Below are 23,622 nucleotides of genomic sequence, written 5' to 3'. Positions count from 1 at the left end.
TTCTGTTTCAACACAAATCCCTGTGGGAGCGGGCTTGCTCGCGAAGGCGTCGTGTCAGTCACCGACAATGCTGGCTGACCCACCGCCTTCGCGAGCAAGCCCGCTCCCACAGTGATTGATGGTGTCTGAATGATTGAATGTGGTTATTCGGCCCAAGGCGCCCGACGCGAATCATCAAGCCCTAGCAGGTAACTGGTCCCACCGAGCTGGCTCATCTGCTGCCGAATCCACCCGGCCCGGCGCGACACATACGCTGTCGGATGGCTGGCGCTCCACACTCGCGGGTTAGGCAGCACCGCCGCCAGATAACTCGCCTGCTGCCGCGACAGTGACTTGGCGCTCACACCAAAGTGATGACGTGCTGCGGCTTCGGCACCAAACACCCCGTCATCCCACTCGACGCTGTTCAGGTAAACCTCAAGAATCCGCTGCTTGGGCCACAACACCTCGATCAGTGCGGTAAACCATGCTTCCAGGCCTTTGCGCAGATAGCTGCGACCGGACCACAGAAACAGGTTCTTCGACACTTGTTGGCTCAAGGTGCTGGCACCGCGAATCGAACCGCCGAGTTCGTTGTGGGCCAGCGCAGCCTGAATCGCGCCGAAGTCAAAACCCCAGTGCTCGGGAAACTTCTGATCTTCGCCGGCCATGACCGCGACCTTAAGGTCGTCGGAGATCTCGTCCCACGGTTTCCAGGTGCGCTGCAGGTCAATCGGCTCGCCGTCGACCCAGGATTCGATCTTGCGCTCGACCATCAGCGCCGTGCCCGGCGGTGGCACGAAGCGAAACAGCAACACCAGCAATACACTGCCGCCCGCGAACCAGAGCAGGGCCTTCGTGAGACGACGCAAAAGTGAACGCAGCATAGAGATGGCTTGGCCGAACCGATAGAGCGGGCCATTATACAGACCCTGCCGAACGAGTCTGACTGGAGTTCCACATGCTGCGTGGCTTTCTGATGCTGGCCGCTTTCTTTGGTTTTACCGGTGTGGGCCTTGGCGCCTTCGCCGCTCATGGCCTGAAGAGCCGCCTGACCCCCGAGTATCTGGCGATTTTCCACACCGGCGTGACCTATCAACTGGTGCACACCCTGGCGCTGTTCGGCGTTGCGCTGCTGGCCACGCAGATTCAGGGACGATTGGTGGCCTGGGCTGGTATCTCGTTCGCCGTCGGCATCCTGTTGTTCTCGGGCAGTCTGTATGTGCTGACCACCACCGGCATCAGCAAGCTCGGCATCATCACCCCGTTCGGCGGTCTGGCGTTTCTGGTTGGCTGGCTGTGTCTTGGACTTGCCGCCTGGCGCCTGCAGTAAACCGCTTGACGCTTGGTGCTGACCTTTAGGTCATGATCGGGCTAGAATGCCACCCCCTAAAAATGATGGCGGCCAGGCGCATGCGCATTCAGTTGAACGGCGAATCCCTTGAACTGCCCGACGGTGAAACCGTTGCGGCCCTGATTGCCCGTATGGACCTGACCGGTCGCCGGGTGGCAGTCGAACTCAATCTGGATATCGTCCCGCGCAGCCAGCATGCCGACACCATCCTGAACGACGGCGACAACGTCGAAGTGGTGCACGCCATCGGCGGCGGCTGATCGCCGGCCCGCAAGGGCACAGAATTCTGCAAGACCCTCACCCCTAAAGAGGATTCCCCATGAGCATCGTTCGCAGCGACAAGCCTTTTGTTCTGGCCGGTCGTACTTACCAGTCGCGTTTGCTGGTCGGTACCGGCAAGTACCGTGACATGGAAGAAACCCGTCAGGCCATCGAAGCCTCGGGTGCCGAGATCGTCACCTTCGCCGTGCGCCGTACCAACCTCGGCCAGATCGAAGGCGAGCCGAACCTGCTCGAAGTGCTGTCGCCGGATCGCTACACCTTCCTGCCGAACACCGCCGGTTGCTACGACGCTATCGAGGCCGTGCGCACCTGCCGCCTGGCCCGTGAGCTGCTCGATGGTCACAACCTGGTGAAGCTGGAAGTGCTGGCCGACCAGAAAACCCTGTTCCCCAACGTGATCGAAACCCTCAAGGCCGCCGAAACGCTGGTCAAGGAAGGCTTCGACGTGATGGTTTACACCAGTGATGACCCGATCATCGCTCGCCAACTGGCGGAAATCGGCTGCATCGCGGTCATGCCGCTGGCCGGTCTGATCGGTTCCGGACTGGGGATCTGCAACCCGTACAACCTGCAGATCATCCTCGAAGAAGCCAAGATTCCGGTGCTGGTGGATGCCGGTGTCGGTACCGCCTCCGACGCCACCATCGCCATGGAACTGGGCTGTGACGCGGTGCTGATGAACTCGGCCATCGCCCATGCTCAGCAACCGGTGATGATGGCCCAAGCCATGCAACACGCGATCGTCGCAGGCCGCTTGGCCTACCTCGCCGGCCGCATGCCGAAAAAACTCTATGCCAGCGCCTCTTCGCCGCTGGATGGTCTGATCAAGTAAGAGCCATTGATGACTGAATCGAACGACACGCCTATCCAGACGGAAGAGGGCGACGAGCGCCAACACCGCCGCATCAAGAGTTTCGTGATGCGCGCCGGGCGCATGACCGAAGGCCAGCAACGGGGTCTGGACCAGGGCGCGCCGCTGTACGTGCTGCCGCTGGCCGACGCGCCGGTGGATTACGATCAGGTGTTCGGCCGTTCGGCACCGCGCTCGCTGGAGATCGGCTTCGGCATGGGTCACTCGCTGCTGGAAATGGCCGCGGCGGCACCGGATCAGGACTTCATCGGTGTGGAAGTGCACCGTCCGGGTGTCGGCGCGCTGCTCAACGGCGTGCTGACTCAGGGCCTGACCAACCTGCGGGTCTACGATTGCGACGCGATTGAAGTGCTCAACCGCTGCATCGCCGACAACAGCCTCGATCGACTGATGCTGTTCTTCCCGGACCCGTGGCACAAGAGCCGTCACCACAAGCGTCGCATCGTTCAGGCGTCCTTCGCCGAACTGGTGCGCAGCAAGCTGAAGGTCGGCGGCATCCTGCACATGGCCACCGACTGGGAACCGTACGCCGAGTACATGCTGGAAGTGATGAACGTCGCCCCGGGCTACCGCAACCTCGCCGAAGACGGCAAATGCGTACCACGCCCGGCCGAACGCCCGATCACCAAGTTCGAACGCCGCGGCGAACGTCTTGGGCATGGCGTGTGGGATCTGAAGTTCGAAAAAATCTCCTGAGCATCACGCAAAACCCAATGTGGGAGCGGGCTTGCTCGCGAAAGCGGTGATTCATTCAACGTTGATGTTGACTGATACGACGCCTTCGCGAGCAAGCCCGCTCCCACAGTTGTTTTGTGTGCTCAGCAATTACACGGTGGAGAGAAAGCGCGCCGGCACCTGTTCTGTCAGCCAAACGCCGTTTTCGGCCTGATAGAACTTCAAACCCTGTTCTTCCATCTGCCGTGCGGCGACTTTCAGAATCACCACGGTGCCATAGCGCTGCCCGACGGCCGAAGCGGTGTCGATGTCTTGGGAAAGGTGCACGTGATGGCGTGATCCCGGAATCAGGCCTTGTTCTTTGATTGACTCAAGAAAGCGCGTCGCTGTGCCGTGATACAGCGTTTGCGGTGGCTGTTTCTGCTCGAACTGCAAATCCACGCTTTTCGTTGAGTGGCCCTGAACCGCACGAATCAGTTGGCCGTCCTCGGAAGTCGAGAAGCGCTTCTTGTCGCTACTTGTCACGACCGCTTCAATCAGTTCGCGATCCAGTTTGCGACCGTCACGCGCAGCACCGTTGATCAGTTCTTCGATATTTGCCCAGCCTTCAGAGTCCAGCGTCAGACCGATCGCCTGAGGTTCGTGGCGCAATACGAAGCTGAGAAATTTGCTTGTCTCGTCCAAATTTTTTTTGCTCATGAACTTCCCTGTCATTGCGATCAACTGTGGGAGCGGGCTTGCTCGCGAAAGCGGTGAATCATTCAACGTTGATGTTGACTGATACGACGCCTTCGCGAGCAAGCCCGCTCCCACAGTTGTTTTTGGTGATGGCTGAAAATCAGCGGCGGTCAGCGACGACGCCGATAAGCACCAGCACCACCAGCAGCACCGGCGCCAGGCTGTAGTTGTTGAACTGGCTCAGGCCCTTGACCACCCACGGCGTGGCATAGATCAGCGCGGCGCCGCTGCCGATCACGCACAGCAGGGCCATCAGCGGTACGCGCAGGGCGCCGGCGATGCTGCCCAGGCGTTGTTCGACCCAGCCTTTGAAGTCGGCGCCGAACAGCACCAGCAGGCAGCCCACCAGCGCCAGGGCGATTTCCGAGAGGTTGCTGCGGCTCCAGCGGGACACGGTGGCGAGCAGATCGAGTATCAAATCCATGCGGTTTTCCTTAGGGCGGCCGTGGGGCTCAGCTCAGAAATTTCTGCAGCAAGTCGTTGAGAAACAGTTGTCCGCGCTCGGTGGCCGCCAGACGTGACGGTTCGACCTGCATCAGGCCGCTTTGTTCGGCCTCGCGGCGGTGTTCGGCGAGACTTTCCAGTGGCAGGCCGGTGCGTTCGGGATACAGGCGTGATTCCACCCCGGCAGTCAGGCGCAGGGCGTTCATCAGGAACTCGAACGGCATCTCGTCGTTGGTCAGGACTTTCTCGCCGGCCTGGAAACTCTTGGCTGGGTTGAGATAGTCCTTCGGCAGGCGTGTCTTCCAGGTGCGGACGATGCGCCCGTCCGGATGACTGAGCTTGCCGTGGGCGCCAGCACCGATGCCGATGAAGTCGCCGAAACTCCAGTAATTGAGGTTGTGCCGCGCCGGCCGCCCGGGCTGGGCATAGGCCGAGACTTCGTATTGCGCGTAACCGTGCGCGGCGAGCAGCGCTTGCCCGGCTTCTTGAATGTCCCACAGCGTGTCGTCTTCCGGCAGCACCGGCGGCTGGTTCCAGAACACCGTGTTCGGCTCCAGTGTCAGCTGATACCAGGAGATGTGCGTCGGTTTCAGTTCGATGGCCTGACGCAGGTCGCTCAAGGCATCGTCCAGCGACTGATCGGGCAGGCCGTGCATCAAGTCGAGGTTGAAGTTGTCGAACCCGGCCTGGCGCGCCATTCCCGCCGCGCGCACCGCTTCGTCGCCGTTATGGATGCGCCCGAGGGCTTCGAGTTTCTGCTGCTGGAAGCTCTGGATGCCGATCGACAGGCGATTGATCCCCAGCTTGCGGTACGCAACGAACTTCTCTTGCTCGAAGGTGCCGGGATTGGCTTCCAGGGTGATCTCGATGTCGTGCGCAAACGGGATGCGCTGCTCGACACCTTTGAGCAGGCGTCCGAGCGCTTCGGCGCTGAACAGGCTCGGCGTACCGCCACCGAAGAAGATCGAACTGATTTCACGGCCATACACCGCGTGCAGGTCCTGATCGAGATCGGCCAGCAACGCGTCGACGTATTCCTCTTCCGGCAGCACCGGGCTGGCGGTGTGCGAGTTGAAATCGCAATACGGACATTTGCGCACACACCACGGAATGTGGATGTACAGCGCCAGAGGCGGTAGCGTAGGCAGCGGCGCCCGAGGCGAAGAGGCGGCGCCGCCGATGATCAGCGACGACGCGGGGTGGCTGTGGGTCATTTCAGGCCCAGACGCTGGCGCAGCAGATCCATTGCACGGGCGCGGTGGCTGATCTGGTTCTTGTCGGCCGGGCTCAGTTCGGCGCTGGACACGTTACGTTCCGGCACCCAGAACAGCGGGTCGTAGCCGAAACCGTGCTCGCCGCTGGCGGCGGTCAGGATGCGCCCGTGCCACAGGCCTTCGCAGAGGATCGGCAGCGGATCATCGGCATGCCGCACCAGTGCCAGCACGCAGACGAACTGCGCGCCGCGCTCGGCTTGCGGCACGTCTTTGAGGGCCTCGAGCAGTTTGGCGTTGTTCGCCGCATCGCCCTTGCCGTCGGCATAGCGCGCCGAGTAGATGCCCGGTGCACCGCCGAGGAAATCCACCGCCAGACCCGAGTCGTCGGCCAGCGCCGGCAGGCCGGAGATGCGCGCGGCATTGCGCGCCTTGAGGATCGCGTTCTCGACGAACGACAGACCGGTTTCCTCCGGTTCGACCTTGCTCCATTCGCCGATCGAGCGCAGTTGCACCGAGTCGCCGAGCATGGCCTGGAGTTCCTTGAGTTTGCCGGCGTTATGGCTGGCCAGTACGAGTTGCGTGAGGTTCATCATTCGCCGGGAAAGAGTTCTTGGTTGAAGTTGATGGTGTTGATCTTGTCACCGTTCTGCACCTTGATTTCAAAGGTGCGGGTTTCCTGCTGCTCCACCGGGTACTGGGCGATGTAGTAGATCGCGCCCTGTTCGGTGACCTGGCGGAAGTTCAGCGGCACGCTCTGGCTGGTCAGGTCTTTGACCGTGCCGGTGACGTTGGCGATCAGCGGTTTGCCGTCCTTGATCACCGAGACATTGATCACGCCCTGGTTCTTGCTGCGGATCAGCTCGGCTGCTTTGGCGATGTCGGGTGTCAGGAAGGTCGAGTTGAAGGTGTTGTAGTGCACGGTAACGTCGCCGAACACTTCCTTGCGTTCGCCCTTGATGGCATCGGCGGCCACCGCCGACAGACTCAGGCAGGCGGCCAATAGCACAGTAATCAAGCGACCCATGATCGTTCTCCTCGAAATGTCGTGGTTCAGACCGCGACCCGATGATCTGCAAGCACCGGGCTGCTGACGCGGTAGATACCAATCTCACCTAACAGATTAGGCCATAGCTTACTGGCCCACCCGTGGCGGTGCTGTTGATCCACGGCAAGCCGATCAATGACCTTCGCATCACGTTCGCGACAAAGTTCTTCAAAATCTTCGAAGGTGCAGAAGTGAATGTTCGGCGTGTTGTACCAGGTGTACGGCAGAAACTCGGAGACCGGCATCCGGCCCTTGCTTGCCAGATACCAGCGGCAGCGCCAGTGGCCGAAGTTGGGGAAGGTGATGATGCACTGACGACCGACCCGCAGCATTTCGTCGAGGATCTTGTCCGGGTAATGCACGGCTTGCAGGGCCTGGGTCATGACGACGATGTCGAAACTGTTGCTGGCGAAGTTGCCCAGTCCCTTGTCCAGGTCCTGCTCGATGACGTTGATGCCCTTGGCCACGCACTCGGCGATGTTGTCGGCGTCGTTTTCCAGGCCATAACCGGTGACGTTCTTGTTGTCGCGCAGCCAGGTCAGCAGTTCGCCGTCGCCGCAACCGAGGTCGAGCACGCGGCTGCCGGCGGGGATCCATTCCTGGATGATTTCCAGATCAGCTCTCATGGCTTGTTCACACCGTAATTCGGTTCATGTAATTGCCGAACGCCTGCAAATAGCGCGGGATCGGAATCAGGAAGGCGTCGTGGCCCTGGGGTGCATCGATTTCCAGATAGCTGACGTCTTTGCGTGCCGCCATCAGCGCGTCCACCAGCTCCCGCGAGCGGGCCGGGGAGAAGCGCCAGTCGGTGGTGAACGACATCACACAGAACTTGGCGGTGGCGTTCTCGAAGGTTTTCGCCAGGTTATCGTCGAAGTTGGCCGCCGGATCGAAGTAGTCCAGGGCTTTGGTCATCAACAGATAAGTGTTGGCATCGAAACGCCCGGAGAATTCTTCACCCTGATAGCGCAGGTAGCTTTCGACCTGGAACTCGACGCTGTGGAAGTCGTAGTTGAGCTTTTCGCTCTTCAGGCCGCGGCCGAATTTCTCGCCCATCGAGTCGTCGGACAGGTAGGTGATGTGCCCGACCATCCGCGCCAGCATCAGCCCGCGCTTGGGGATCACGCCCGCTTCCTGGAACGAACCGCCGTGGAACTCCGGGTCGGTGAGGATCGCCTGGCGCGCCACTTCGTTGAAGGCGATGTTCTGCGCCGACAGCTTGGGGGCCGAGGCGATGGCCAGGCAGTGGCGCACGCGATCCGGGTAGGTGATGGTCCATTGCAACGCCTGCATGCCGCCGAGGCTGCCGCCGATGACGGCGGCGAACTGACGAATGCCGAGCAGGTCAGCCAGACGCGCCTGACTGTGCACCCAGTCTTCGACGGTGAGCACCGGGAAATCGGCGCCGAACGGCTTGCCGGTCTCCGGGTTGATACTGCTCGGGCCGGTGGAGCCGTTGCAGCCGCCCAGATTGTTCAGGCTGACCACGAAGAACTTGTTGGTGTCGATCGGTTTGCCGGGGCCGATGCAACTGTCCCACCAACCGGGCTTGCGGTCGTCGGGGCTGTGATAGCCGGCAGCGTGATGATGACCAGACAAGGCGTGGCAGATCAGCACGGCGTTGCTCGCCTGTGCGTTCAGCGTGCCGTAGGTTTCGTAGATCAGGTCGTAGGCGGGCAGCGAACGGCCACAGGCCAGAGCCAGAGGTTCACTGAAGTGCGCCGTTTGCGGCGTCACCAGACCAACAGAATCGGGGGGAAAGGCAGCTGGCATCGACCCTGCTCTCGTTGAAATGAGGCGTAAGTCTAAAGAGCATGGGGGTTAGCGGCAAGCAACGATCGGGCCTGTTTGTTCGCTTTGGACCGAGGCGCGGCCATTCGCGAGCAAGCCCGCTCCCACAGGGGAATGCGATCTCCTGTGGGAGCGGGCTTGCTCGCGAATGGAGCGACTCGGTGGGTCAGGCTGGACGCGTCAGATCAGGCAACTCCGGCAGCTTCTTCGGCGCACAGATCTTCACCCGTTTCTGCCGGTTCAACTCGCCACTGAGCAAACTGACCTGACTCTTGGACACCCCAAACGCCTTGGCCAGAAAGCCCATCAGATACGCATTGGCCTTGCCCTCGACCGGCGGCGCGGTGAGGCGGATCTTCAGGCGGTCACCGTGCAGCCCGGCGAAATCATCGCTGCGGGCTGCCGGTTGCAGATGACATTCGAGGATCAGATCGTCGCCGTCCCAGCGAAACCAGCTCACATCAGCAGGCGCAGGATTTCCGGCATCATGGTCATTGCCGCCAGATTGTTGATCACCAGCATGTCGATCAGCTTCAGCGCCAGGAAGGCGAAAATCGGCGACAGGTCCAGACCGCCGAGGTTCGGCAGAATCTTGCGGAACGGTGCCAGCGCCGGCTCGCAGATCTGGTTCACCAGTTCAGCGCCCGGGTTGTGGCTGCCCGGAGCGACCCACGACAGGATCACGCTGATGATCAGGGCGAAGAAGAAAATCTTCAGGAACAGCGCGGTCACGCCGATGATCGACCAGATGAACAGCTGCAGCGGGTTGCCGGTGGTGCCATAGGTCAGCAGCAGGGTCAGGGCCATCAGGGCCAGTTGCACCAGAATCGCCAGCACCAGCGATGACATGTCGAGGCCGAAGATGCTCGGGATGATCCGGCGCAGTGGCTTGAGCAGCGGCTGGGTAGCCTTGACCACGAATTGGCACAGCGGGTTGTAGAAGTTCGCGCGCACCAGTTGCAGGACGAAGCGCAACAGCACGATCAGCAGGTACAGGCTGCCGAGGGTTTGCAGCACGTAAACCGCTGCGGTGTTCAATCCAATCATGTAAGGCTCCTTATTTGCCCAGTTGTTCAGCCATTTCGGCCGAGCGGTGCGCGGCGGCGCCGAGTGCTTTTTCTACCAGGGCTTCGAAGCCGTTAGCCTGGAATGATTTGATCGCGGCCTCTGTGGTGCCGTTTGGCGAGGTCACGCGGCGGCGCAGTTCGGCAGCGTCGACATCGCTGGATACCGCCATGTGCGCGGCGCCCAGAGCCGTTTGCAGGGTCAGTTGCTCGGCGATTTCCTTTGGCAGGCCGAGTTTGACGCCAGCGGCGGTCATCGCTTCGATCAGCAGGAAGAAATACGCCGGGCCGGAACCGGAGACGGCGGTCACCGCATCGAGTTGCTGCTCTTCGTCCAGCCACAGCGCGATACCCACGGCGGACAGCAGCTCTTCAGCCTGCTGACGCTGCTCGGCGGTCACTTCGCTGGTGGCGTACAGGCCGCTGACGCCCTGACGCAGCAGCGCCGGGGTGTTGGGCATGCAGCGCACGATCGGCTGCTCGCCAAGCCACGCAGTCATGCTCGCGCAGGTGATGCCGGCGGCGATCGACACCACCAGTTGCTGCGATTTCAGACTTGGGCGGATGGCTTCGCACACGGCTTTCATCGCCTGTGGCTTGACCGCCAGTACGATCACGTCGACGCCGTCGATGGCCTGGGCGTTGTCGGCGAAGGTTTCGATGCCGTGTTCGGCGCTGACGCGCGTTCGGGTCTCTTCGCCCGGATCGCTGGCGCGGATGTGGCTGGCTTGCAGACCCTTGGCCCGCAGGCCGCCGATCAGGCTGGCGGCCATGTTGCCGGCACCGATAAAGGCAATGCGTGTGTTGCTCATGTCAGGTCCTTTTTCAGATGGCTGTCGGTCATTGCTGACCGTAATCTCTGGCGCCAAACAGGGCGGTACCGATCCGCACCCAGGTGGCGCCTTGGGCGATGGCCGACTCGAGGTCGTGGCTCATGCCCATGGAAAGTGTGTCGAGCGGCAGATTCAGGCTGGCCTGCAAACGTTGCACGGCAGCAAAAGCGGCATCTTGTTCGGCGCGATCTTCGGTCGGCTCGGGAATCGCCATCAGCCCGCGCAGTTTCAGCCGGGGCAGGGCGCTGATGGCCTCGGCCAGCGCCGGCAGGTCGGCCGGGGTGCAGCCGGACTTGCTGGCCTCACCACTGACGTTGACCTGAATGCATATGTTCAGCGGCGGCAGCTCGGTCGGGCGCTGCTCGGACAGGCGTTGGGCGATTTTCAGGCGATCCACGGAGTGCACCCAGTCGAAATGCTCGGCGATGGCGCGAGTCTTGTTCGATTGAATGGGGCCGATGAAGTGCCAGATCAAGGGCAGGTCGGCCAGTTCGAGCTGTTTGCCCAAGGCTTCCTGCAGATAGTTCTCGCCGAAGTCACGCAGGCCGGCGGCGTAGGCTTCACGCAGGGCCTGCGCCGGTTTGGTCTTGCTCACGGCCAGCAACTGGATGCTGTGTTCATCGCGGTTTGCAGCTTTGGCCGCTGCCTGGATACGCGAACTAACCTGAAGAATGTTGTCTGCTATCGTGGACATCAAGAGGCGCCGGCGGTCTGAAGGTTCGCGGCATTCTACTGGAATTGAGGGACGCTATGGATATCACTGAACTGCTGGCGTTCAGCGCCAAACAGGGCGCTTCCGACCTGCACCTGTCGGCCGGTCTGCCGCCGATGATCCGCGTCGATGGCGATGTGCGGCGGATCAATCTGCCGGCGCTGGATCACAAACAAGTGCACGAATTGATCTACGACATCATGAACGACACCCAGCGGGTCGACTTCGAGAAACACCTGGAAACGGATTTCTCGTTCGAAGTCCCCGGCGTGGCGCGCTTTCGGGTCAATGCGTTCAATCAGAACCGGGGCGCCGGCGCGGTGTTTCGCACCATTCCCTCGAAAGTGCTGAGCATGGAAGACCTCGGCATGGGCGATGTCTTTCGCAAGATCACCGATGCCCCGCGCGGGCTGGTGCTGGTGACCGGGCCGACCGGCTCCGGCAAATCCACCACGTTGGCGGCGATGATCGATTACCTCAATACCCATCGCCATCACCATATCCTCACCATCGAAGACCCGATCGAATTCGTCCACGAATCGCGCAAGTGCCTGATCAATCAGCGCGAAGTCCATCGCGATACCCGCAGCTTTGCCACGGCGCTGCGCTCGGCACTGCGCGAAGACCCGGACGTGATTCTGGTTGGCGAGATGCGCGACCTGGAAACCATTCGCCTCGCACTGACTGCCGCTGAAACCGGGCATCTGGTGTTCGGCACGCTGCACACGACGTCGGCCGCCAAGACCATCGACCGTGTTGTCGATGTGTTCCCGGGCGACGAGAAGTCTATGGTGCGCTCGATGCTGTCCGAGTCGCTGCTGGCCGTGGTGTCGCAGACGCTGATCAAGAAGATCGGCGGCGGACGGGTGGCGGCGCACGAGATCATGCTGGGAACGTCGGCGATCCGGAACCTGATCCGCGAGGACAAGGTGGCGCAGATGTATTCGGCGATTCAGACCGGAGGATCGTTGGGGATGCAGACACTCGACATGTGCCTGAAGGAACTGGTGACCAAGGGCTTGATCAGCCGCGAGCATGCGCGGGAGAAGGCGCGTACGCCGGATAATTTTTAAGAGAGGCTTGTGTTGCTTTCACTGGCCTCTTCGCGAGCAAGCCCGCTCCCACATTCGAATGCATTCCAATGTGGGAGCGGGCTTGCTCGCGAAGGGGTCAGTACTGCTTGAGCAGATTCCGGATCAGTCGACTCAGCGTTGAACCACGCGCATCTGTTTGCCAGCCGGTTCTTTCGGCAGCACACGCTTGGCAACCACGTAATGCTGTTCCCAGTACGGCTTGTTCAGTGTATCGATGCTCACCGCTTTGCCACGGCGCGGGGCGTGGATGAAGCGGTCGTTGCCCAGGTAGATGGCAACGTGGTTGACCCGACGGCTCTTGATGTTGAAGAAAATCAGGTCGCCCGGCTTCAGATCCTTGCGTTCGACTTTCTCGCCATGCCCGCTGGCCATCGCGTTGGAGGTGCGTGGCAGGTCGAACGTGGCGTCGTTGAACGCATATTTCACCAGACCACTGCAGTCGAAGCCTTTACTTGGGCTGCTGCCGCCCCAACGGTAGGGAGTACCGAGGACGTTCACCGCACGGCTCAGGACGTTGCTGCTTTCCTTGTTGGCCATCGGTGGAACCAGCTTGCCGTGATTCTTGCTGGCGAGCGTGGTGTGTTTCGTTTGTTTGCTGCTCTTGCTCGAAGGAGCCGAAGCATGGGATTTAGGGGTGAAACCGTTAACGTTGGGAAGACGTTGCTCACGATTGGTGGCGTGGGCGGCCAGTGGCATTAATAGGCAAATAGTTAGCCATGTCTTGAAAAATGGTCGCATTAGGCGTGGCTCTTATGTGTTAGCGCGCAACTTTATAACAGCTTTTTTGTCCCTTCCGAGGCCGTTGGTCGATTCCATCGGAGGGCAACGGAACCAAACAAGCGGCAAACGGACGCAATTGTCGGACAGAAGTCCGGTGCTATAAGGCTTTGACGGACGACACGGTAACATTTGCCGTACGTCGGCTACATGTAAAAAAGTCACAAAGAATTAAAGAAAATTTATCTATCGAGTGAATCGAGGTCTTCATGAACCGCTATCAGCAGGTTGCTGCACCGCAGGATACGCACAGCAAAATCATCGGGTATCTGCTGTGGATTTTTGGTTTCACCGGCGCTCACCGCTTCTATTACGGCAAGCCGGTGACCGGGACGATCTGGTTCTTCACCTTCGGTCTGCTAGGCATTGGCTGGCTGATCGACGTGTTCCTGATCCCGGCAATGGATCGCGAGGCGGATCTGCGTTTCACCGCAGGGCCGATCGAATATAACGTGGCGTGGATTCTGCTGACGTTCCTGGGCGTTTTCGGCGTGCACCGGATGTACCAGGGCAAGTGGATCAGCGGGTTGCTGTATCTGCTGACCGGCGGGTTGTTCTTTATTGGTGTGCTGTATGACTTCTGGACACTGAATGATCAGGTCTCGGTGCGTAACGCGCAGAATCGCGGCGCTTTTCAGTAACCTGTGGCGAGGGGATTTATCCCCGATGGGGCGCGTAGCGGCCCTAAAACATTCAACCGCGGAGGAACTGAATCACCGCGGTTGTAGATTGAGGGCTGCTGCGCAGCCCATCGGGGATAAATCCCCTCGCCACAATGTCCCTCAGCAGCCGGTTACGCCTGGTGGCTGATCCGCCCATCCACCAAGGTGTAACGCACCACCCCCGGCAGGGTGTGACCGAGGAACGGGCAGTTCTCGCCCTTCGACAGCCAGCCTTCACCGGCCACGGTGGACGCTTTCGGATCGAACAGCACGATATCCGCCGCACCGCCCACCGCCAGTTTGCCCGCCGGCAGACGCAGTGCATCCGCAGGCCCGGCACTCAGGCGCGCCAGCAGGGTCGGCAGATCCAGCAAACCATCCTCAACCAGCGTCATCGCCAGCGGCAGCAGCAACTCCACACTGCTGATGCCCGGCTCGGTCGCGCCGAACGGTGCCAGTTTGGCGTCGCGCTCATGCGGTTGGTGATGGCTGGAAATCGCCGAAATCACCCCGGATTTCACCGCTTCGCGCAGGCCATCGCGGTCGGCGCGGGTGCGCAGCGGCGGTTGCACGTGATACAGGCTGCTGAAGTCGATCAGCGCTTCATCGGTGAGGATCAACTGATACAGGGCGACATCCGCCGTGACCTTCAAGCCACGGGCCTGCGCCTGAGCGATCAGAGCCACGCCGCGCGCGCTGGTCAGTTGGCTGAAGTGCGCGCGCACGCCGGTCTGCTCGACCAGCAGCAGATCGCGAGCCAGAGCCACGGTCTCAGCGGTTTCCGGAATCCCCGGCAGACCGAGGAAACTGGCGACCGCGCCTTCATGGGCCAGACCGCCATCCGCCAGATCGTGATCCTGCGAATTGAAAATCACTGTCAGGTCGAAGGTCGCCGCGTATTCCAATGCCCGGCACAGGGTGCGGGTGTTGCGGAAACTCTCCAGACCGTTGCCGAACGCCACACACCCGGCGTCGCGCAGCGCCACCAGTTCTGCCAGTTGCTCGCCATCCAGCCCTTTGCTCAGCGCGCCAATCGGAAACACCTTGGTGTTGCCGGCCTCGCGGGCGCGGTCGAGGATCAGTTCGGCCACGGCCGAAGTGTCGAGCACCGGTTTGGTCTTCGGTGGGCAGCACAGGCTGGTCACGCCGCCAGCCGCCGCCGCGCGGGTTTCGCTGGCGATGCTGCCTTTGCGGCTGTAGCCCGGCTCGCGCAGGGCGACGTTCAGGTCGACCAGGCCCGGTGCTGCAACCAGACCGCTGGCGTCGATGGTTTCCACAGCGGTGAAACCGGCCGGTGCGGCGCCGAGGGCGACGATCTTGCAGGCTTCAACGTGAATGTCGGTGATTTGATCCAGGCCGCTGCTTGGATCGATGACGCGGGCGCCGAGAATGCTGAGCTTCACTGGGCGTTCTCCTGCTCGAATTGACGTTGCGCTGTTTGCCCGCTCATGGCCATCGACAGCACGGCCATGCGGATGGCGATGCCGTAGGTGACTTGATTGAGGATCACCGAATGCGGGCCGTCGGCCACCGCGGACTCGATTTCCACGCCACGGTTGATCGGCCCCGGGTGCATGACGATGCAATCGGGCTTGGCCCCGGCCAGACGCGCGGTGGTCAGGCCGAACAGGCGGTAGAACTCGCCTTCGCTCGGTAGCAGGCCGCCGGTCATGCGCTCACGCTGCAGGCGCAGCATGATCACCACGTCGACGTCCTTCAGGCCTTCGTTCATGTCGGTGTAGACCTTGACGCCGTACTGCTCGATGCCGATCGGCAGCAGGGTCTTCGGCGCGATCACGCGGATGTCCGGGCAGCCGAGGGTCTTCAGCGCGAGCATGTTCGAGCGCGCCACCCGCGAGTGCAGGATGTCGCCGACGATCGCCACCGAGAGGTTTTCGAAACCGCCCTTGTGCCGACGGATGGTGAGCATGTCGAGCATGCCCTGGGTCGGGTGCGCGTGACGGCCGTCGCCGCCGTTGATGATTGCCACCTGCGGGCAGACGTGTTCGGCGATGAAGTGTGCGGCGCCGGAGTCACCGTGGCGCACCACGAACATGTCGGCGGCCATCGCTTCGAGATTGCGCAGGGTGTCGAGCAGGGTTTCACCTTTGCTGGCCGACGAGGTCGACACGTTCAGGGTGATCACGTCCGCCGACAGCCGCTGGGCCGCCAGTTCGAAGGTGGTGCGGGTGCGGGTGGAGTTTTCGAAGAACACGTTGCACACGGTCTTGCCGCGCAGCAACGGGACCTTCTTCACCGCCCGGGCACCGACTTCGAGGAACGAGTCGGCAGTGTCGAGGATTTCCGTCAGCAACTCGCGGCGCAGGCCATCGAGCGAGAGGAAGTGGCGCAGCTGGCCCTGATCATTGAGCTGCAGCGGGCGCTTGGTATCTAGAGGCGTCATCGCGAGGGGGACTCTCAATAAGGGCGGGTTAGGAATTCAGGTCTTGCAGTTCGAGCGTCAGCGGCTCCGGGCCGGACAGCTTGACCCGCTCATTGGCGGCCAGCGACAGGGTCGCGCCGACCACGTTCGGGCGGATCGGCAGCTCGCCGGCGTCCAGGTCGAGCAGGCAGACCAGGGTCACGCTGGCCGGGCGGCCGTAGTCGAACAGTTCGTTCATGGCGGCGCGGATGGTCCGGCCGCTCATCAATACGTCATCGATCAGCACCAAATGCTGGCCTTCGATCTCGAAGGGCAGGGCCGAGGGGCGCACTTGCGGGTGCAGGCCGTTCTGGCTGAAGTCGTCGCGGTAGAAGGAAACATCCAGCGTGCCCAATGGCGCGTCGCTGGCCAATTCTTTGAGCAAGGCCTGCGCGACCCAGATGCCGCCAGTGCGGATGCCGATGTAACGCGGTTCGCTGATATCACGCTGTGCAAGGTGCGCCTTGAGGCGGGTCGCCATCTGGCTGATCAGATCGGCGGGATTGGGCAGGCTCATGGTTGCTCCTTCGTGATTCCGAGCCGCGTCCTGCCGGACGCGGCTGGGTTTATAACCAAAAGAAAAGCGCCGAAGCGCTTGTCAGGATTCAAACAATGCAGTGTTTTCATCGAGCCAGCCCTGCAACAGCAGGGCGGCGGCGATGGCATCCACCGGGTTGTCGCGGTAACTGCCTTTCTGCCCGCCACGCACCAGTCGCTCACCCTTGGCTTCAAAGGTGGTCAGGCGTTCGTCGTGGGTATAGAAGGGCACATTGAAACGGCCATTGAGACGGCGGGCGAATTTCTCCGCGCGCAGGCACATCTCGCTGGGCGTACCGTCCATGTTCAGCGGCAGGCCGACCACCACGGCGTCGGGTTTCCATTCCTTGAACAGCGCTTCGACCTGATTCCAGTCGGGCACGCCGTTCTGCGCTTTCAGGGTGCACAGCTCGCGGGCCTGGCCGGTAATCACCTGGCCGACCGCAACGCCGATCTGTTTGGTGCCGTAGTCGAAGCCGAGAATCAGGCGCAGGGCCATCAGGCGTGCCCTGCCTGGCTGGTCAGCAGGCTGAGGTTGATCCCCAGGTGCCGTGCCGCCGCTTCCAGACGCAGCTCGCTGCTGGTGTTGAACAGGATGTCGGCGTCGTACGGGCAGGTCAGCCAGGCGTTGTCGGCCAGCTCGGCCTCCAGTTGCCCGGCTTCCCAACCGGCATAACCAAGGGTGATTACGCTTTTCGCCGGGCCTACGCCGTCGGCGATGGCGAACAGCACGTCCTGCGAGGTGGACAGCGCCAGATCACCGTCCAGTTCGACGGTGGCCTGAAAGGTCTTGCCCGACGGGTGCAGGACGAAACCGCGATCGGTCTGCACCGGGCCGCCAATGAAGATCGGCACATGCTGGCACAGCGCTGGCGGATCGATGTCCGGGCGTAATTGCTCGAGAATGTCAGCCAGATTCAGCTCTTGCGGTCGATTGACCACCAGCCCCATGGCGCCATTGGCCGTGTGCTCGACGATGTAGGTCAAGGTGTGGGCAAAGTTCGGGTCGGCCATGTGTGGCATGGCGATCAGGAAGTGATGCTTGAGGTAGCTGGGGCTGACGTTTTTCATGAGCGATAGTGTGGCGTTCAAGGGGCGAACTGACAAGCTGAGGATGCGTTGCGAATGGTCTTCCCGCCCACTGTGGCGAGGGAGCTTGCTCCCGCTCGGCTGCGCAGCAGTCGTAAAAACTGATATCTCGGTGTATCTGATAAATGCAGGGGGCCGCTTCGCAGCCCAGCGGGAGCAAGCTCCCTCGCCACAAAAGCCCTTATGCCGGCGGTCAGTTGCTGGAAAGCTTGTCGCCCCGGGCGAATTTCCAGGTGCGGATGATTTCCAGTCGGTCGATATCCGACAGATCGCCGGTAAACGGTGCAAACGGTGCCGCCAGCCGGACGATGCGCTGCGCCGCCTGATCCAGCAGCGGCTGGCCGGAGGATTCCAGCACCAGCACTTCATACAGCGAGCCGTCGCGGTTGATCGAAACCATCAGGCGCAGGTTGCCGTAAATCTGCTTGCGCCGCGCTTCTTCCGGGTAATTGAGGTTGCCGATGCGCTCGACCTTCTTGCGCCAGTCGTCCTTGTACCAGGCGCCCTTGTCGCGCATGGTCGAGGCGGCGCTCAAGCGGTGAATCCGCGGGCGCTTGGCGTACAACTGTTGTTCGTTGGCCAGTTCCGCTTCGAGGCTGGCGATGTCGCTGGACAACTGCGAGCTGTCGAATGTCGGCGCGTTGACCGCGGGTTTGGTCTCGGTTTTGGTTTCTTCTTTCTTGGTCGGCGCCTTTTGCTGTTTCGGCGCCACGGTGGTCACCGCAGCCTTGGGCGCCGCTTCGCGTACTTCCGGTTTGGCGGCCGGGGGCGGGGTGACCTTCTTGACCTGATTGTCCTGGAACGGCGCGACCTCGGTGGTCTTGGGAATCGCCTTCTTGTCGAGGGTGCCGCTGCCTTCCTGGTTTTCCTGAGCGAGGAAGTCAGCCTTTTTCGGCTTGGTTTCGCTCTTGAAGGTGGCGAGGGTGATTTCCAGGGTTTTGCTGATCTGCTTGGGCTCGACCATGGTGAAGCCAACGCCAAGCAGCAGCGCCAAATGAATCAGCGCCGCGAGAAACAGGGTAAATCCGAGGCGATCGGCCGGGCGCACGCCACGGTGGGCGAGTTCTGCGGGCAGATCGGACGGGAGGGTCATGACAAGAAAACCAACATCGCGTTTTTCAGAGGCTGCGCATGATAACGCAATGTTGGTTTCGCGCCTTGGGCTTCACGCTTCAAGCGACAAGCTGCATGTGACACACGTCAAGCTTGCGGCTTTTTGCCGGCGGCTTGCAGCTTCTTGTCGATGGCATCCATCAGCAGGCCGCCGATGTCGGTACCGAAAGCATTGTCGATCTCGCGGATGCAGGTCGGGCTGGTGACGTTGATTTCGGTGAGGTTTTCGCCGATCACATCGAGGCCAACGAACAGCAGGCCTTTCTCGCGCAGAGTCGGGCCGACTTGCGCGGCAATCCAGCGATCCTTGTCAGTCAGCGGCCGCGCTTCACCACGACCACCGGCCGCGAGGTTGCCACGGGTTTCGCCTTGAGCCGGAATTCGCGCCAGGCAGTAATCCACCGGCTCGCCGTCGATCATCAGGATGCGCTTGTCACCGTCCTTGATCGCCGGCAGGTAGGCCTGGCCCATGATCTGCTGGTTGCCGAGGGCGGTCAGGGTTTCCAGAATCACCGACAGGTTCGGGTCGCCGGCGCGGTGGCGGAAAATCGAAGTGCCACCCATGCCGTCCAGCGGCTTGAGGATTACGTCGCCATGCTTGGCGGCGAATTCACGCAGCACATCGGCGCGGCGGCTGACGATGGTCGGCGGGGTGCACTGCGGGAACAGCGTGGCGAACAGTTTTTCGTTGCAGTCGCGCAGGCTCTGCGGTTTGTTGACTACCAGCACACCGGCGGTTTCAGCCTGTTCCAGCAGGTAGGTGGAGTAGACGAACTCCATGTCGAACGGTGGATCCTTGCGCATCAGGATCACGTCCAGATCACTCAGCAGGTTGTCCTGCTCGGCGTCCAGTTCGAACCATTTTTCCGGGTTGGCGAAGACTTTCAGCGGCTTCATGCGCGCCCGGGCCTGACCTTCGGCCTGATACAGGTCGCGCTGCTCCATGTAGAACAGTTCCCAGCCACGTTTCTGCGCGGCCAGCAGCATGGCCAGCGAGCTATCCTTTTTATAGGAAATGCTGGCGATAGGGTCCATGACAATCCCGACGCGAACGCTCATTGGGTTTTCCTCGAAAATTGGCTACCGGATCGGTATTGAAAAAGTGCCGCCAGAGTGGCGCCGGGCGGGTTTTCGGTCAAGGAAAAACCCGTCGATAGATTGCTTATGGAGACTGTGCTAAAAAGGCTGGCATAGCGTGCTGGCCCTTGAGCATCAAGGGTTTCCAGCCATTACTCATCGCAAAACGGACAATTTGATTCGCAAAGGCGACGGTAGAGCCCTCTTATGGAACAGCAGTCCAGCGCCTTGAAGGTCATGGTGATCGATGACTCGAAAACGATTCGTCGCACCGCCGAAACGCTGTTGAAAAATGTGGGCTGCGAAGTCATCACGGCGATCGACGGTTTCGACGCGTTGGCCAAGATCGCCGACCACCACCCCGGGATCATTTTTGTCGACATCATGATGCCGCGTCTGGATGGTTATCAGACCTGCGCTTTAATCAAGAACAACAGTGCGTTCAAGGCCACGCCGGTGATCATGCTGTCGTCGCGTGACGGGCTGTTCGACAAGGCCAAGGGGCGGATTGTCGGTTCTGATCAATTTTTGACCAAGCCTTTCAGCAAGGAAGAACTGCTCGACGCGATTCAGGCCCATGTTCCGGGCTTCGCCGCCGTTTTGCCGCAGTAAGACACGTACAGTGACGCTCGGCCAGCGGGCCGGGAGTCGACAAGAAAAATGGGGAAGACCATGGCACGTATCCTGATCGTCGATGATTCGCCGACTGAAATGTACAAACTCACCGGCATGCTGGAAAAGCACGGCCATGAAGTGCTCAAGGCCGAAAACGGCGCCGACGGCGTGGCCCTGGCCCGTCAGGAAAAACCCGACGCCGTGCTGATGGACATCGTCATGCCCGGCCTCAACGGCTTCCAGGCCACCCGGCAACTGACCAAGGATGCCGAGACCAGCCATATTCCGGTGATCATCATCACCACCAAGGATCAGGAAACCGACAAGGTTTGGGGCACGCGCCAGGGCGCGAAGGATTACCTGACCAAACCGGTCGAAGAAGACATGCTGATCAAGACCCTGAACAACGTGCTGGCCGGTTGATCGCGCGGCCATGAACCAGTCGCTGACCGCGTTCGAGCTGCTGTGGCAGATCGACCAGCGCTGCCGTCTGCTGGCGGCGGACCTGCCGTCGCAGCCCGGCCGTCAGGATCGCTGGAGCGGCATCGGTTTTCGCCTCGGCGAGCATTGGTACGTGACGCCGATGGGCGAAGTCAGCGAAGTGCTGCACGAACCGCGCTGCACTCAGTTGCCCGGGGTCAAGCCGTGGGTCAAAGGGGTGGCTAACCTGCGTGGGCGCTTGCTGCCGATCATGGACCTGTGCGGATTCTTCGGTCACGAGCTGTCGCCGCTGCGCAAGCAGCGGCGTGTGTTGGTGGTGGAGCACAACGATGTGTTCGCCGGGTTGCTGGTGGATGAGGTGTTCGGTCTGCAGCACTTCGAGCAGGACAGCTTCGAACCGATCTCGATCAGCAAACGCCAGGGTTCCAAGGCCGAGTTCGTCAAAGGCTATTTCCGGCGTGAGCAGAACTGGCGGGTGTTCAGCCTGTTTGCGCTGGCCAAATCGCCGGTGTTCATGAGCGTCGCGATATAGCCGAAGCACCAGATATCTATGGGGTGGGGGTTTGTGGCGAGGGGATTTATCCCCGATGGTTGGCTAAGCCAACCCAAAACCTGCATTCGCGATGTGCCAGATACAACTCAGTGTTGGGGCCGCTGCGCGACCCATCGGGGATAAATCCCCTCACCACAAATCCCACAGTGGACCGTGGCAGGTTTCATAGGCGAGGACCGATGACAAAGGCAAAAACAGGCAAATCGGCGGAAGGGTCGCGCAGTCGCTCGCAGATCATCGTGCTGTTCATCGCACTGATCGTGTTCATCATGCTGCTGTTCGCCAACTTCGCCTACCTCAACACCCAGGCCAACTACGACAAGCAATACATCGGTCACGCCGGTGAACTGCGCGTGCTGTCGCAACGCATTGCCAAGAACGCCACCGAGGCGGCTGCCGGGAAGTCGGCTGCGTTCAAGCTGCTGAGCGATGCGCGCAATGATTTTGCCCAGCGCTGGGGTTACCTGAAGAAGGGCGACCCGGCCACCGGCCTGCCACCCGCGCCGGCCACCGTGCGCCCGGAAATGCGCGCGGTGCAGCTGGATTGGGAACGCCTGCTGAAAAACACCGACGCGATTCTCTCCAGCGAACAGACCGTGCTCTCGCTGCATCAAGTCGCCGCGACCCTGGCCGAAACCGTGCCGCAGTTGCAGATCGAATACGAAAAAGTCGTCGAGATCCTCCTGCAGCGCGGCGCGCCGGCAGCGCAGGTGGCGATGGCCCAACGCCAATCGCTGCTGGCCGAGCGCATCCTCGGTGCGGTCAACACCGTGCTGGCCGGCGACGAAAATTCGCAGCAGGCCGCCGATGCGTTTGGCCGCGATGCCACCCGTTTCGGTCAGGTGCTCAACGGCATGCTGCAGGGCAACCCGACCCTGAAAATCAGCCAGGTCGAAGACCGCGATGCCCGTGCGCGCCTGAGTGAAATTTCCGAGCTGTTCCAGTTCGTCTCCGGCTCGGTGGATGAAATCCTCGAAACCTCGCCAGAACTGTTCAAGGTCCGTGAATCGGCGAGCAACATTTTCAGCCTGTCGCAGACCCTGCTCGACGAGGCCTCGCACCTCGCCAGCGGTTTCGAAAATCTTGCCGGCGGGCGTAACACCGACACCATCGGCGGTTACGTGCTGGGCTTGCTGGCGCTGGCCTCGATCATCCTGATCGGCATGGTCATGGTTCGTGAAACCAACCGCCAGTTGCGCGAGACCGCCGAGAAGAACGAGCGCAACCAGAACGCGATCATGCGCCTGCTCGACGAGATCGAAGACCTCGCCGACGGTGACCTGACGGTGACCGCCTCGGTGACCGAAGACTTCACCGGAACCATCGCCGATTCGATCAACTACTCGGTCGATCAACTGCGCGATCTGGTCGCGACGATCAACCTCACCGCCGGCCAAGTCGCCGCCGCCGTGCAGGAAACCCAGGCCACCGCCATGCACCTGGCGCAAGCCTCGGAACATCAGGCGCAGCAGATTTCCGAAGCCTCGACCGCGATCAGCGATATGGCCCAGTCGATCGATCAGGTCTCGGCCAACGCCGCTGAATCCTCGGCGGTGGCCGAGCGCTCGGTGGAAATCGCCAACAAGGGCAACGAGGTGGTGCACAACACTATCCACGGCATGGACAACATCCGCGAACAGATTCAGGACACCGCCAAGCGCATCAAGCGTCTGGGCGAGTCGTCGCAGGAAATCGGCGACATCGTCAGCCTGATCGACGACATTGCCGACCAGACCAACATCCTCGCGCTCAACGCGGCGATTCAGGCCTCGATGGCCGGGGATGCCGGACGCGGTTTTGCCGTGGTCGCCGACGAAGTGCAGCGGTTGGCCGAACGTTCGTCCGCCGCCACCCGGCAGATCGAAACCCTGGTGCGGGCGATCCAGACCGACACCAACGAAGCGGTGATTTCCATGGAGCAGACCACCACCGAAGTGGTGCGCGGCGCGCGACTGGCGCAGGATGCCGGAGTGGCACTGGAAGAAATCGAAGGCGTTTCGAAAACCCTCGCCGCGTTGATTCAAAGCATCTCCAACGCGGCGCAGCAGCAGACCTCGTCGGCCGGGCAGATCTCGCTGACGATGAACGTGATCCAGCAGATCACCACGCAGACCTCGTCCGGCTCGACCGCCACCGCCGAGAGCATTGGCAATCTGGCGAAAATGGCCAGTCAGCTGCGCCGTTCGGTATCCGGTTTCACCTTGCCGTCGGCGTCCGCGACGGACAAGGCGTGAGTGGAG

30 protein-coding genes are annotated in these 23,622 nt (G+C 61.4%); 10 read left to right on the top strand and 20 right to left on the bottom strand.

The window, feature by feature from the left end; all coding sequences use genetic code 11:
- Positions 1–143: 143 nt before the first annotated feature.
- Positions 144–866, bottom strand: coding sequence for a monofunctional biosynthetic peptidoglycan transglycosylase (gene mtgA, locus J1G18_RS01165; protein WP_134784878.1), 723 nt, complete (start codon positions 864–866; stop codon positions 144–146).
- 74 nt (positions 867–940) lie between these two features.
- On the opposite strand from mtgA, the gene J1G18_RS01160 reads away from it, so the two are divergent.
- From J1G18_RS01160 to trmB, 4 genes are all read left to right on the top strand, one after another.
- Entirely contained in the window at positions 941–1,312 is a 372-nt protein-coding gene (locus J1G18_RS01160) for a DUF423 domain-containing protein (RefSeq protein WP_134784877.1), read from the top strand.
- Between the two features lie 80 nt (positions 1,313–1,392).
- On the top strand, positions 1,393–1,593 hold the full coding sequence (gene thiS / locus J1G18_RS01155; RefSeq protein ID WP_167734067.1) for a sulfur carrier protein ThiS: 201 nt from the start codon (positions 1,393–1,395) through the stop codon (positions 1,591–1,593).
- 59 nt (positions 1,594–1,652) lie between these two features.
- Positions 1,653–2,447: a thiazole synthase gene (locus J1G18_RS01150; protein ID WP_007964131.1), complete on the top strand. Its 795-nt coding sequence runs from the start codon at positions 1,653–1,655 to the stop codon at positions 2,445–2,447.
- A gap of 9 nt (positions 2,448–2,456) precedes the next feature.
- Positions 2,457–3,182: a tRNA (guanosine(46)-N7)-methyltransferase TrmB gene (gene trmB, locus J1G18_RS01145; protein WP_047297147.1), complete on the top strand. Its 726-nt coding sequence runs from the start codon at positions 2,457–2,459 to the stop codon at positions 3,180–3,182.
- Between the two features lie 129 nt (positions 3,183–3,311).
- Here the strand turns inward: trmB and J1G18_RS01140 are convergent, their stop codons facing one another.
- The 11 genes from J1G18_RS01140 to J1G18_RS01090 all read right to left on the bottom strand — a co-directional run bounded on the left by J1G18_RS01140 (position 3,312) and on the right by J1G18_RS01090 (position 10,984).
- A complete protein-coding gene (locus J1G18_RS01140) occupies positions 3,312–3,860 on the bottom strand; it encodes an RNA 2'-phosphotransferase (protein ID WP_223006966.1) in 549 nt (182 codons plus the stop codon).
- Positions 3,861–3,999: 139 nt separating this feature from the next.
- Positions 4,000–4,323 carry a DUF3392 domain-containing protein gene (locus J1G18_RS01135; RefSeq protein WP_003229134.1) on the bottom strand — a complete coding sequence of 108 codons (324 nt, stop codon included), beginning with the start codon at positions 4,321–4,323 and terminating at the stop codon, positions 4,000–4,002.
- Between the two features lie 28 nt (positions 4,324–4,351).
- Positions 4,352–5,557: a radical SAM family heme chaperone HemW gene (hemW, locus tag J1G18_RS01130; protein ID WP_262415487.1), complete on the bottom strand. Its 1,206-nt coding sequence runs from the start codon at positions 5,555–5,557 to the stop codon at positions 4,352–4,354.
- Complete coding sequence (gene rdgB / locus J1G18_RS01125) at positions 5,554–6,150, bottom strand: RdgB/HAM1 family non-canonical purine NTP pyrophosphatase (protein WP_096795762.1); 597 nt, start codon at positions 6,148–6,150, stop codon at positions 5,554–5,556. The genes hemW and rdgB overlap by 4 nt, the downstream gene beginning before the upstream one ends.
- Entirely contained in the window at positions 6,147–6,581 is a 435-nt protein-coding gene (locus tag J1G18_RS01120; RefSeq protein ID WP_027610575.1) for a DUF4426 domain-containing protein, read from the bottom strand. Before J1G18_RS01120 ends, rdgB begins: the two co-directional genes overlap by 4 nt.
- Before the next feature lie 26 nt (positions 6,582–6,607).
- Complete coding sequence (gene metW, locus J1G18_RS01115; RefSeq protein WP_003229126.1) at positions 6,608–7,228, bottom strand: methionine biosynthesis protein MetW; 621 nt, start codon at positions 7,226–7,228, stop codon at positions 6,608–6,610.
- 7 nt (positions 7,229–7,235) lie between these two features.
- Complete coding sequence (locus J1G18_RS01110; protein WP_003229124.1) at positions 7,236–8,375, bottom strand: homoserine O-succinyltransferase MetX; 1,140 nt, start codon at positions 8,373–8,375, stop codon at positions 7,236–7,238.
- 184 nt (positions 8,376–8,559) lie between these two features.
- Positions 8,560–8,853, bottom strand: a complete 294-nt coding sequence (locus J1G18_RS01105; RefSeq protein ID WP_182402856.1) for a DUF167 domain-containing protein — start codon at positions 8,851–8,853, stop codon at positions 8,560–8,562.
- Positions 8,850–9,440 carry a YggT family protein gene (locus tag J1G18_RS01100; RefSeq protein ID WP_027610578.1) on the bottom strand — a complete coding sequence of 197 codons (591 nt, stop codon included), beginning with the start codon at positions 9,438–9,440 and terminating at the stop codon, positions 8,850–8,852. The genes J1G18_RS01105 and J1G18_RS01100 overlap by 4 nt, the downstream gene beginning before the upstream one ends.
- 10 nt (positions 9,441–9,450) lie before the next feature.
- Entirely contained in the window at positions 9,451–10,269 is an 819-nt protein-coding gene (gene proC, locus J1G18_RS01095) for a pyrroline-5-carboxylate reductase (RefSeq protein ID WP_223006965.1), read from the bottom strand.
- 28 nt (positions 10,270–10,297) lie between these two features.
- Positions 10,298–10,984, bottom strand: a complete 687-nt coding sequence (locus J1G18_RS01090; protein WP_223006964.1) for a YggS family pyridoxal phosphate-dependent enzyme — start codon at positions 10,982–10,984, stop codon at positions 10,298–10,300.
- 56 nt (positions 10,985–11,040) lie between these two features.
- On the opposite strand from J1G18_RS01090, the gene J1G18_RS01085 reads away from it, so the two are divergent.
- Positions 11,041–12,075, top strand: a complete 1,035-nt coding sequence (locus J1G18_RS01085; protein WP_003229114.1) for a type IV pilus twitching motility protein PilT — start codon at positions 11,041–11,043, stop codon at positions 12,073–12,075.
- 132 nt (positions 12,076–12,207) lie between these two features.
- On the opposite strand, the gene J1G18_RS01080 is transcribed toward J1G18_RS01085, so the two are convergent.
- Positions 12,208–12,834, bottom strand: a complete 627-nt coding sequence (locus tag J1G18_RS01080; RefSeq protein ID WP_003229112.1) for a C40 family peptidase — start codon at positions 12,832–12,834, stop codon at positions 12,208–12,210.
- Between the two features lie 248 nt (positions 12,835–13,082).
- Between J1G18_RS01080 and J1G18_RS01075 the strand changes: the two genes are divergently transcribed.
- A complete protein-coding gene (locus J1G18_RS01075) occupies positions 13,083–13,514 on the top strand; it encodes an NINE protein (RefSeq protein WP_007964113.1) in 432 nt (143 codons plus the stop codon).
- 152 nt (positions 13,515–13,666) lie between these two features.
- On the opposite strand, the gene J1G18_RS01070 is transcribed toward J1G18_RS01075, so the two are convergent.
- The 7 genes from J1G18_RS01070 to gshB form a co-directional block, all read right to left on the bottom strand.
- The gene (locus J1G18_RS01070; protein ID WP_098966064.1) at positions 13,667–14,938 is read right to left on the bottom strand and encodes a dihydroorotase; all 1,272 of its coding nucleotides are present in this window, start codon (positions 14,936–14,938) and stop codon (positions 13,667–13,669) included.
- Positions 14,935–15,939, bottom strand: a complete 1,005-nt coding sequence (locus J1G18_RS01065) for an aspartate carbamoyltransferase catalytic subunit (RefSeq protein ID WP_003229107.1) — start codon at positions 15,937–15,939, stop codon at positions 14,935–14,937. Before J1G18_RS01065 ends, J1G18_RS01070 begins: the two co-directional genes overlap by 4 nt.
- A gap of 28 nt (positions 15,940–15,967) precedes the next feature.
- Positions 15,968–16,474 carry a bifunctional pyr operon transcriptional regulator/uracil phosphoribosyltransferase PyrR gene (gene pyrR / locus J1G18_RS01060; RefSeq protein ID WP_027610583.1) on the bottom strand — a complete coding sequence of 169 codons (507 nt, stop codon included), beginning with the start codon at positions 16,472–16,474 and terminating at the stop codon, positions 15,968–15,970.
- A gap of 81 nt (positions 16,475–16,555) precedes the next feature.
- Complete coding sequence (gene ruvX / locus J1G18_RS01055; protein ID WP_003229101.1) at positions 16,556–16,993, bottom strand: Holliday junction resolvase RuvX; 438 nt, start codon at positions 16,991–16,993, stop codon at positions 16,556–16,558.
- Positions 16,993–17,565 carry a YqgE/AlgH family protein gene (locus tag J1G18_RS01050; RefSeq protein WP_041063515.1) on the bottom strand — a complete coding sequence of 191 codons (573 nt, stop codon included), beginning with the start codon at positions 17,563–17,565 and terminating at the stop codon, positions 16,993–16,995. Before J1G18_RS01050 ends, ruvX begins: the two co-directional genes overlap by 1 nt.
- A gap of 211 nt (positions 17,566–17,776) precedes the next feature.
- Positions 17,777–18,676, bottom strand: a complete 900-nt coding sequence (locus J1G18_RS01045) for an energy transducer TonB (RefSeq protein ID WP_007964106.1) — start codon at positions 18,674–18,676, stop codon at positions 17,777–17,779.
- Positions 18,677–18,783: 107 nt separating this feature from the next.
- Positions 18,784–19,755, bottom strand: a complete 972-nt coding sequence (gene gshB / locus J1G18_RS01040) for a glutathione synthase (RefSeq protein ID WP_223006963.1) — start codon at positions 19,753–19,755, stop codon at positions 18,784–18,786.
- A gap of 225 nt (positions 19,756–19,980) precedes the next feature.
- Between gshB and pilG the strand changes: the two genes are divergently transcribed.
- The 4 genes from pilG (at position 19,981) to J1G18_RS01020 (ending at position 23,616) form a co-directional block, all read left to right on the top strand.
- Positions 19,981–20,385, top strand: a complete 405-nt coding sequence (gene pilG, locus J1G18_RS01035; RefSeq protein ID WP_003229093.1) for a twitching motility response regulator PilG — start codon at positions 19,981–19,983, stop codon at positions 20,383–20,385.
- Between the two features lie 60 nt (positions 20,386–20,445).
- On the top strand, positions 20,446–20,811 hold the full coding sequence (gene pilH, locus J1G18_RS01030) for a twitching motility response regulator PilH (protein ID WP_025109154.1): 366 nt from the start codon (positions 20,446–20,448) through the stop codon (positions 20,809–20,811).
- Positions 20,812–20,821: 10 nt separating this feature from the next.
- A complete protein-coding gene (locus J1G18_RS01025; protein ID WP_007964098.1) occupies positions 20,822–21,361 on the top strand; it encodes a chemotaxis protein CheW in 540 nt (179 codons plus the stop codon).
- A 200-nt stretch (positions 21,362–21,561) separates the two neighbouring features.
- Positions 21,562–23,616, top strand: a complete 2,055-nt coding sequence (locus tag J1G18_RS01020; RefSeq protein ID WP_027610585.1) for a methyl-accepting chemotaxis protein — start codon at positions 21,562–21,564, stop codon at positions 23,614–23,616.
- Positions 23,617–23,622: the final 6 nt, after the last annotated feature.

Source organism: Pseudomonas sp. MIS38 (assembly GCF_019891575.1).
Taxonomy (GTDB): domain Bacteria; phylum Pseudomonadota; class Gammaproteobacteria; order Pseudomonadales; family Pseudomonadaceae; genus Aquipseudomonas; species Aquipseudomonas putida_A.
The sequence above is the reverse complement of the archived record's forward strand: the minus strand, read 5'-3'. Positions and strand labels throughout refer to the sequence as shown.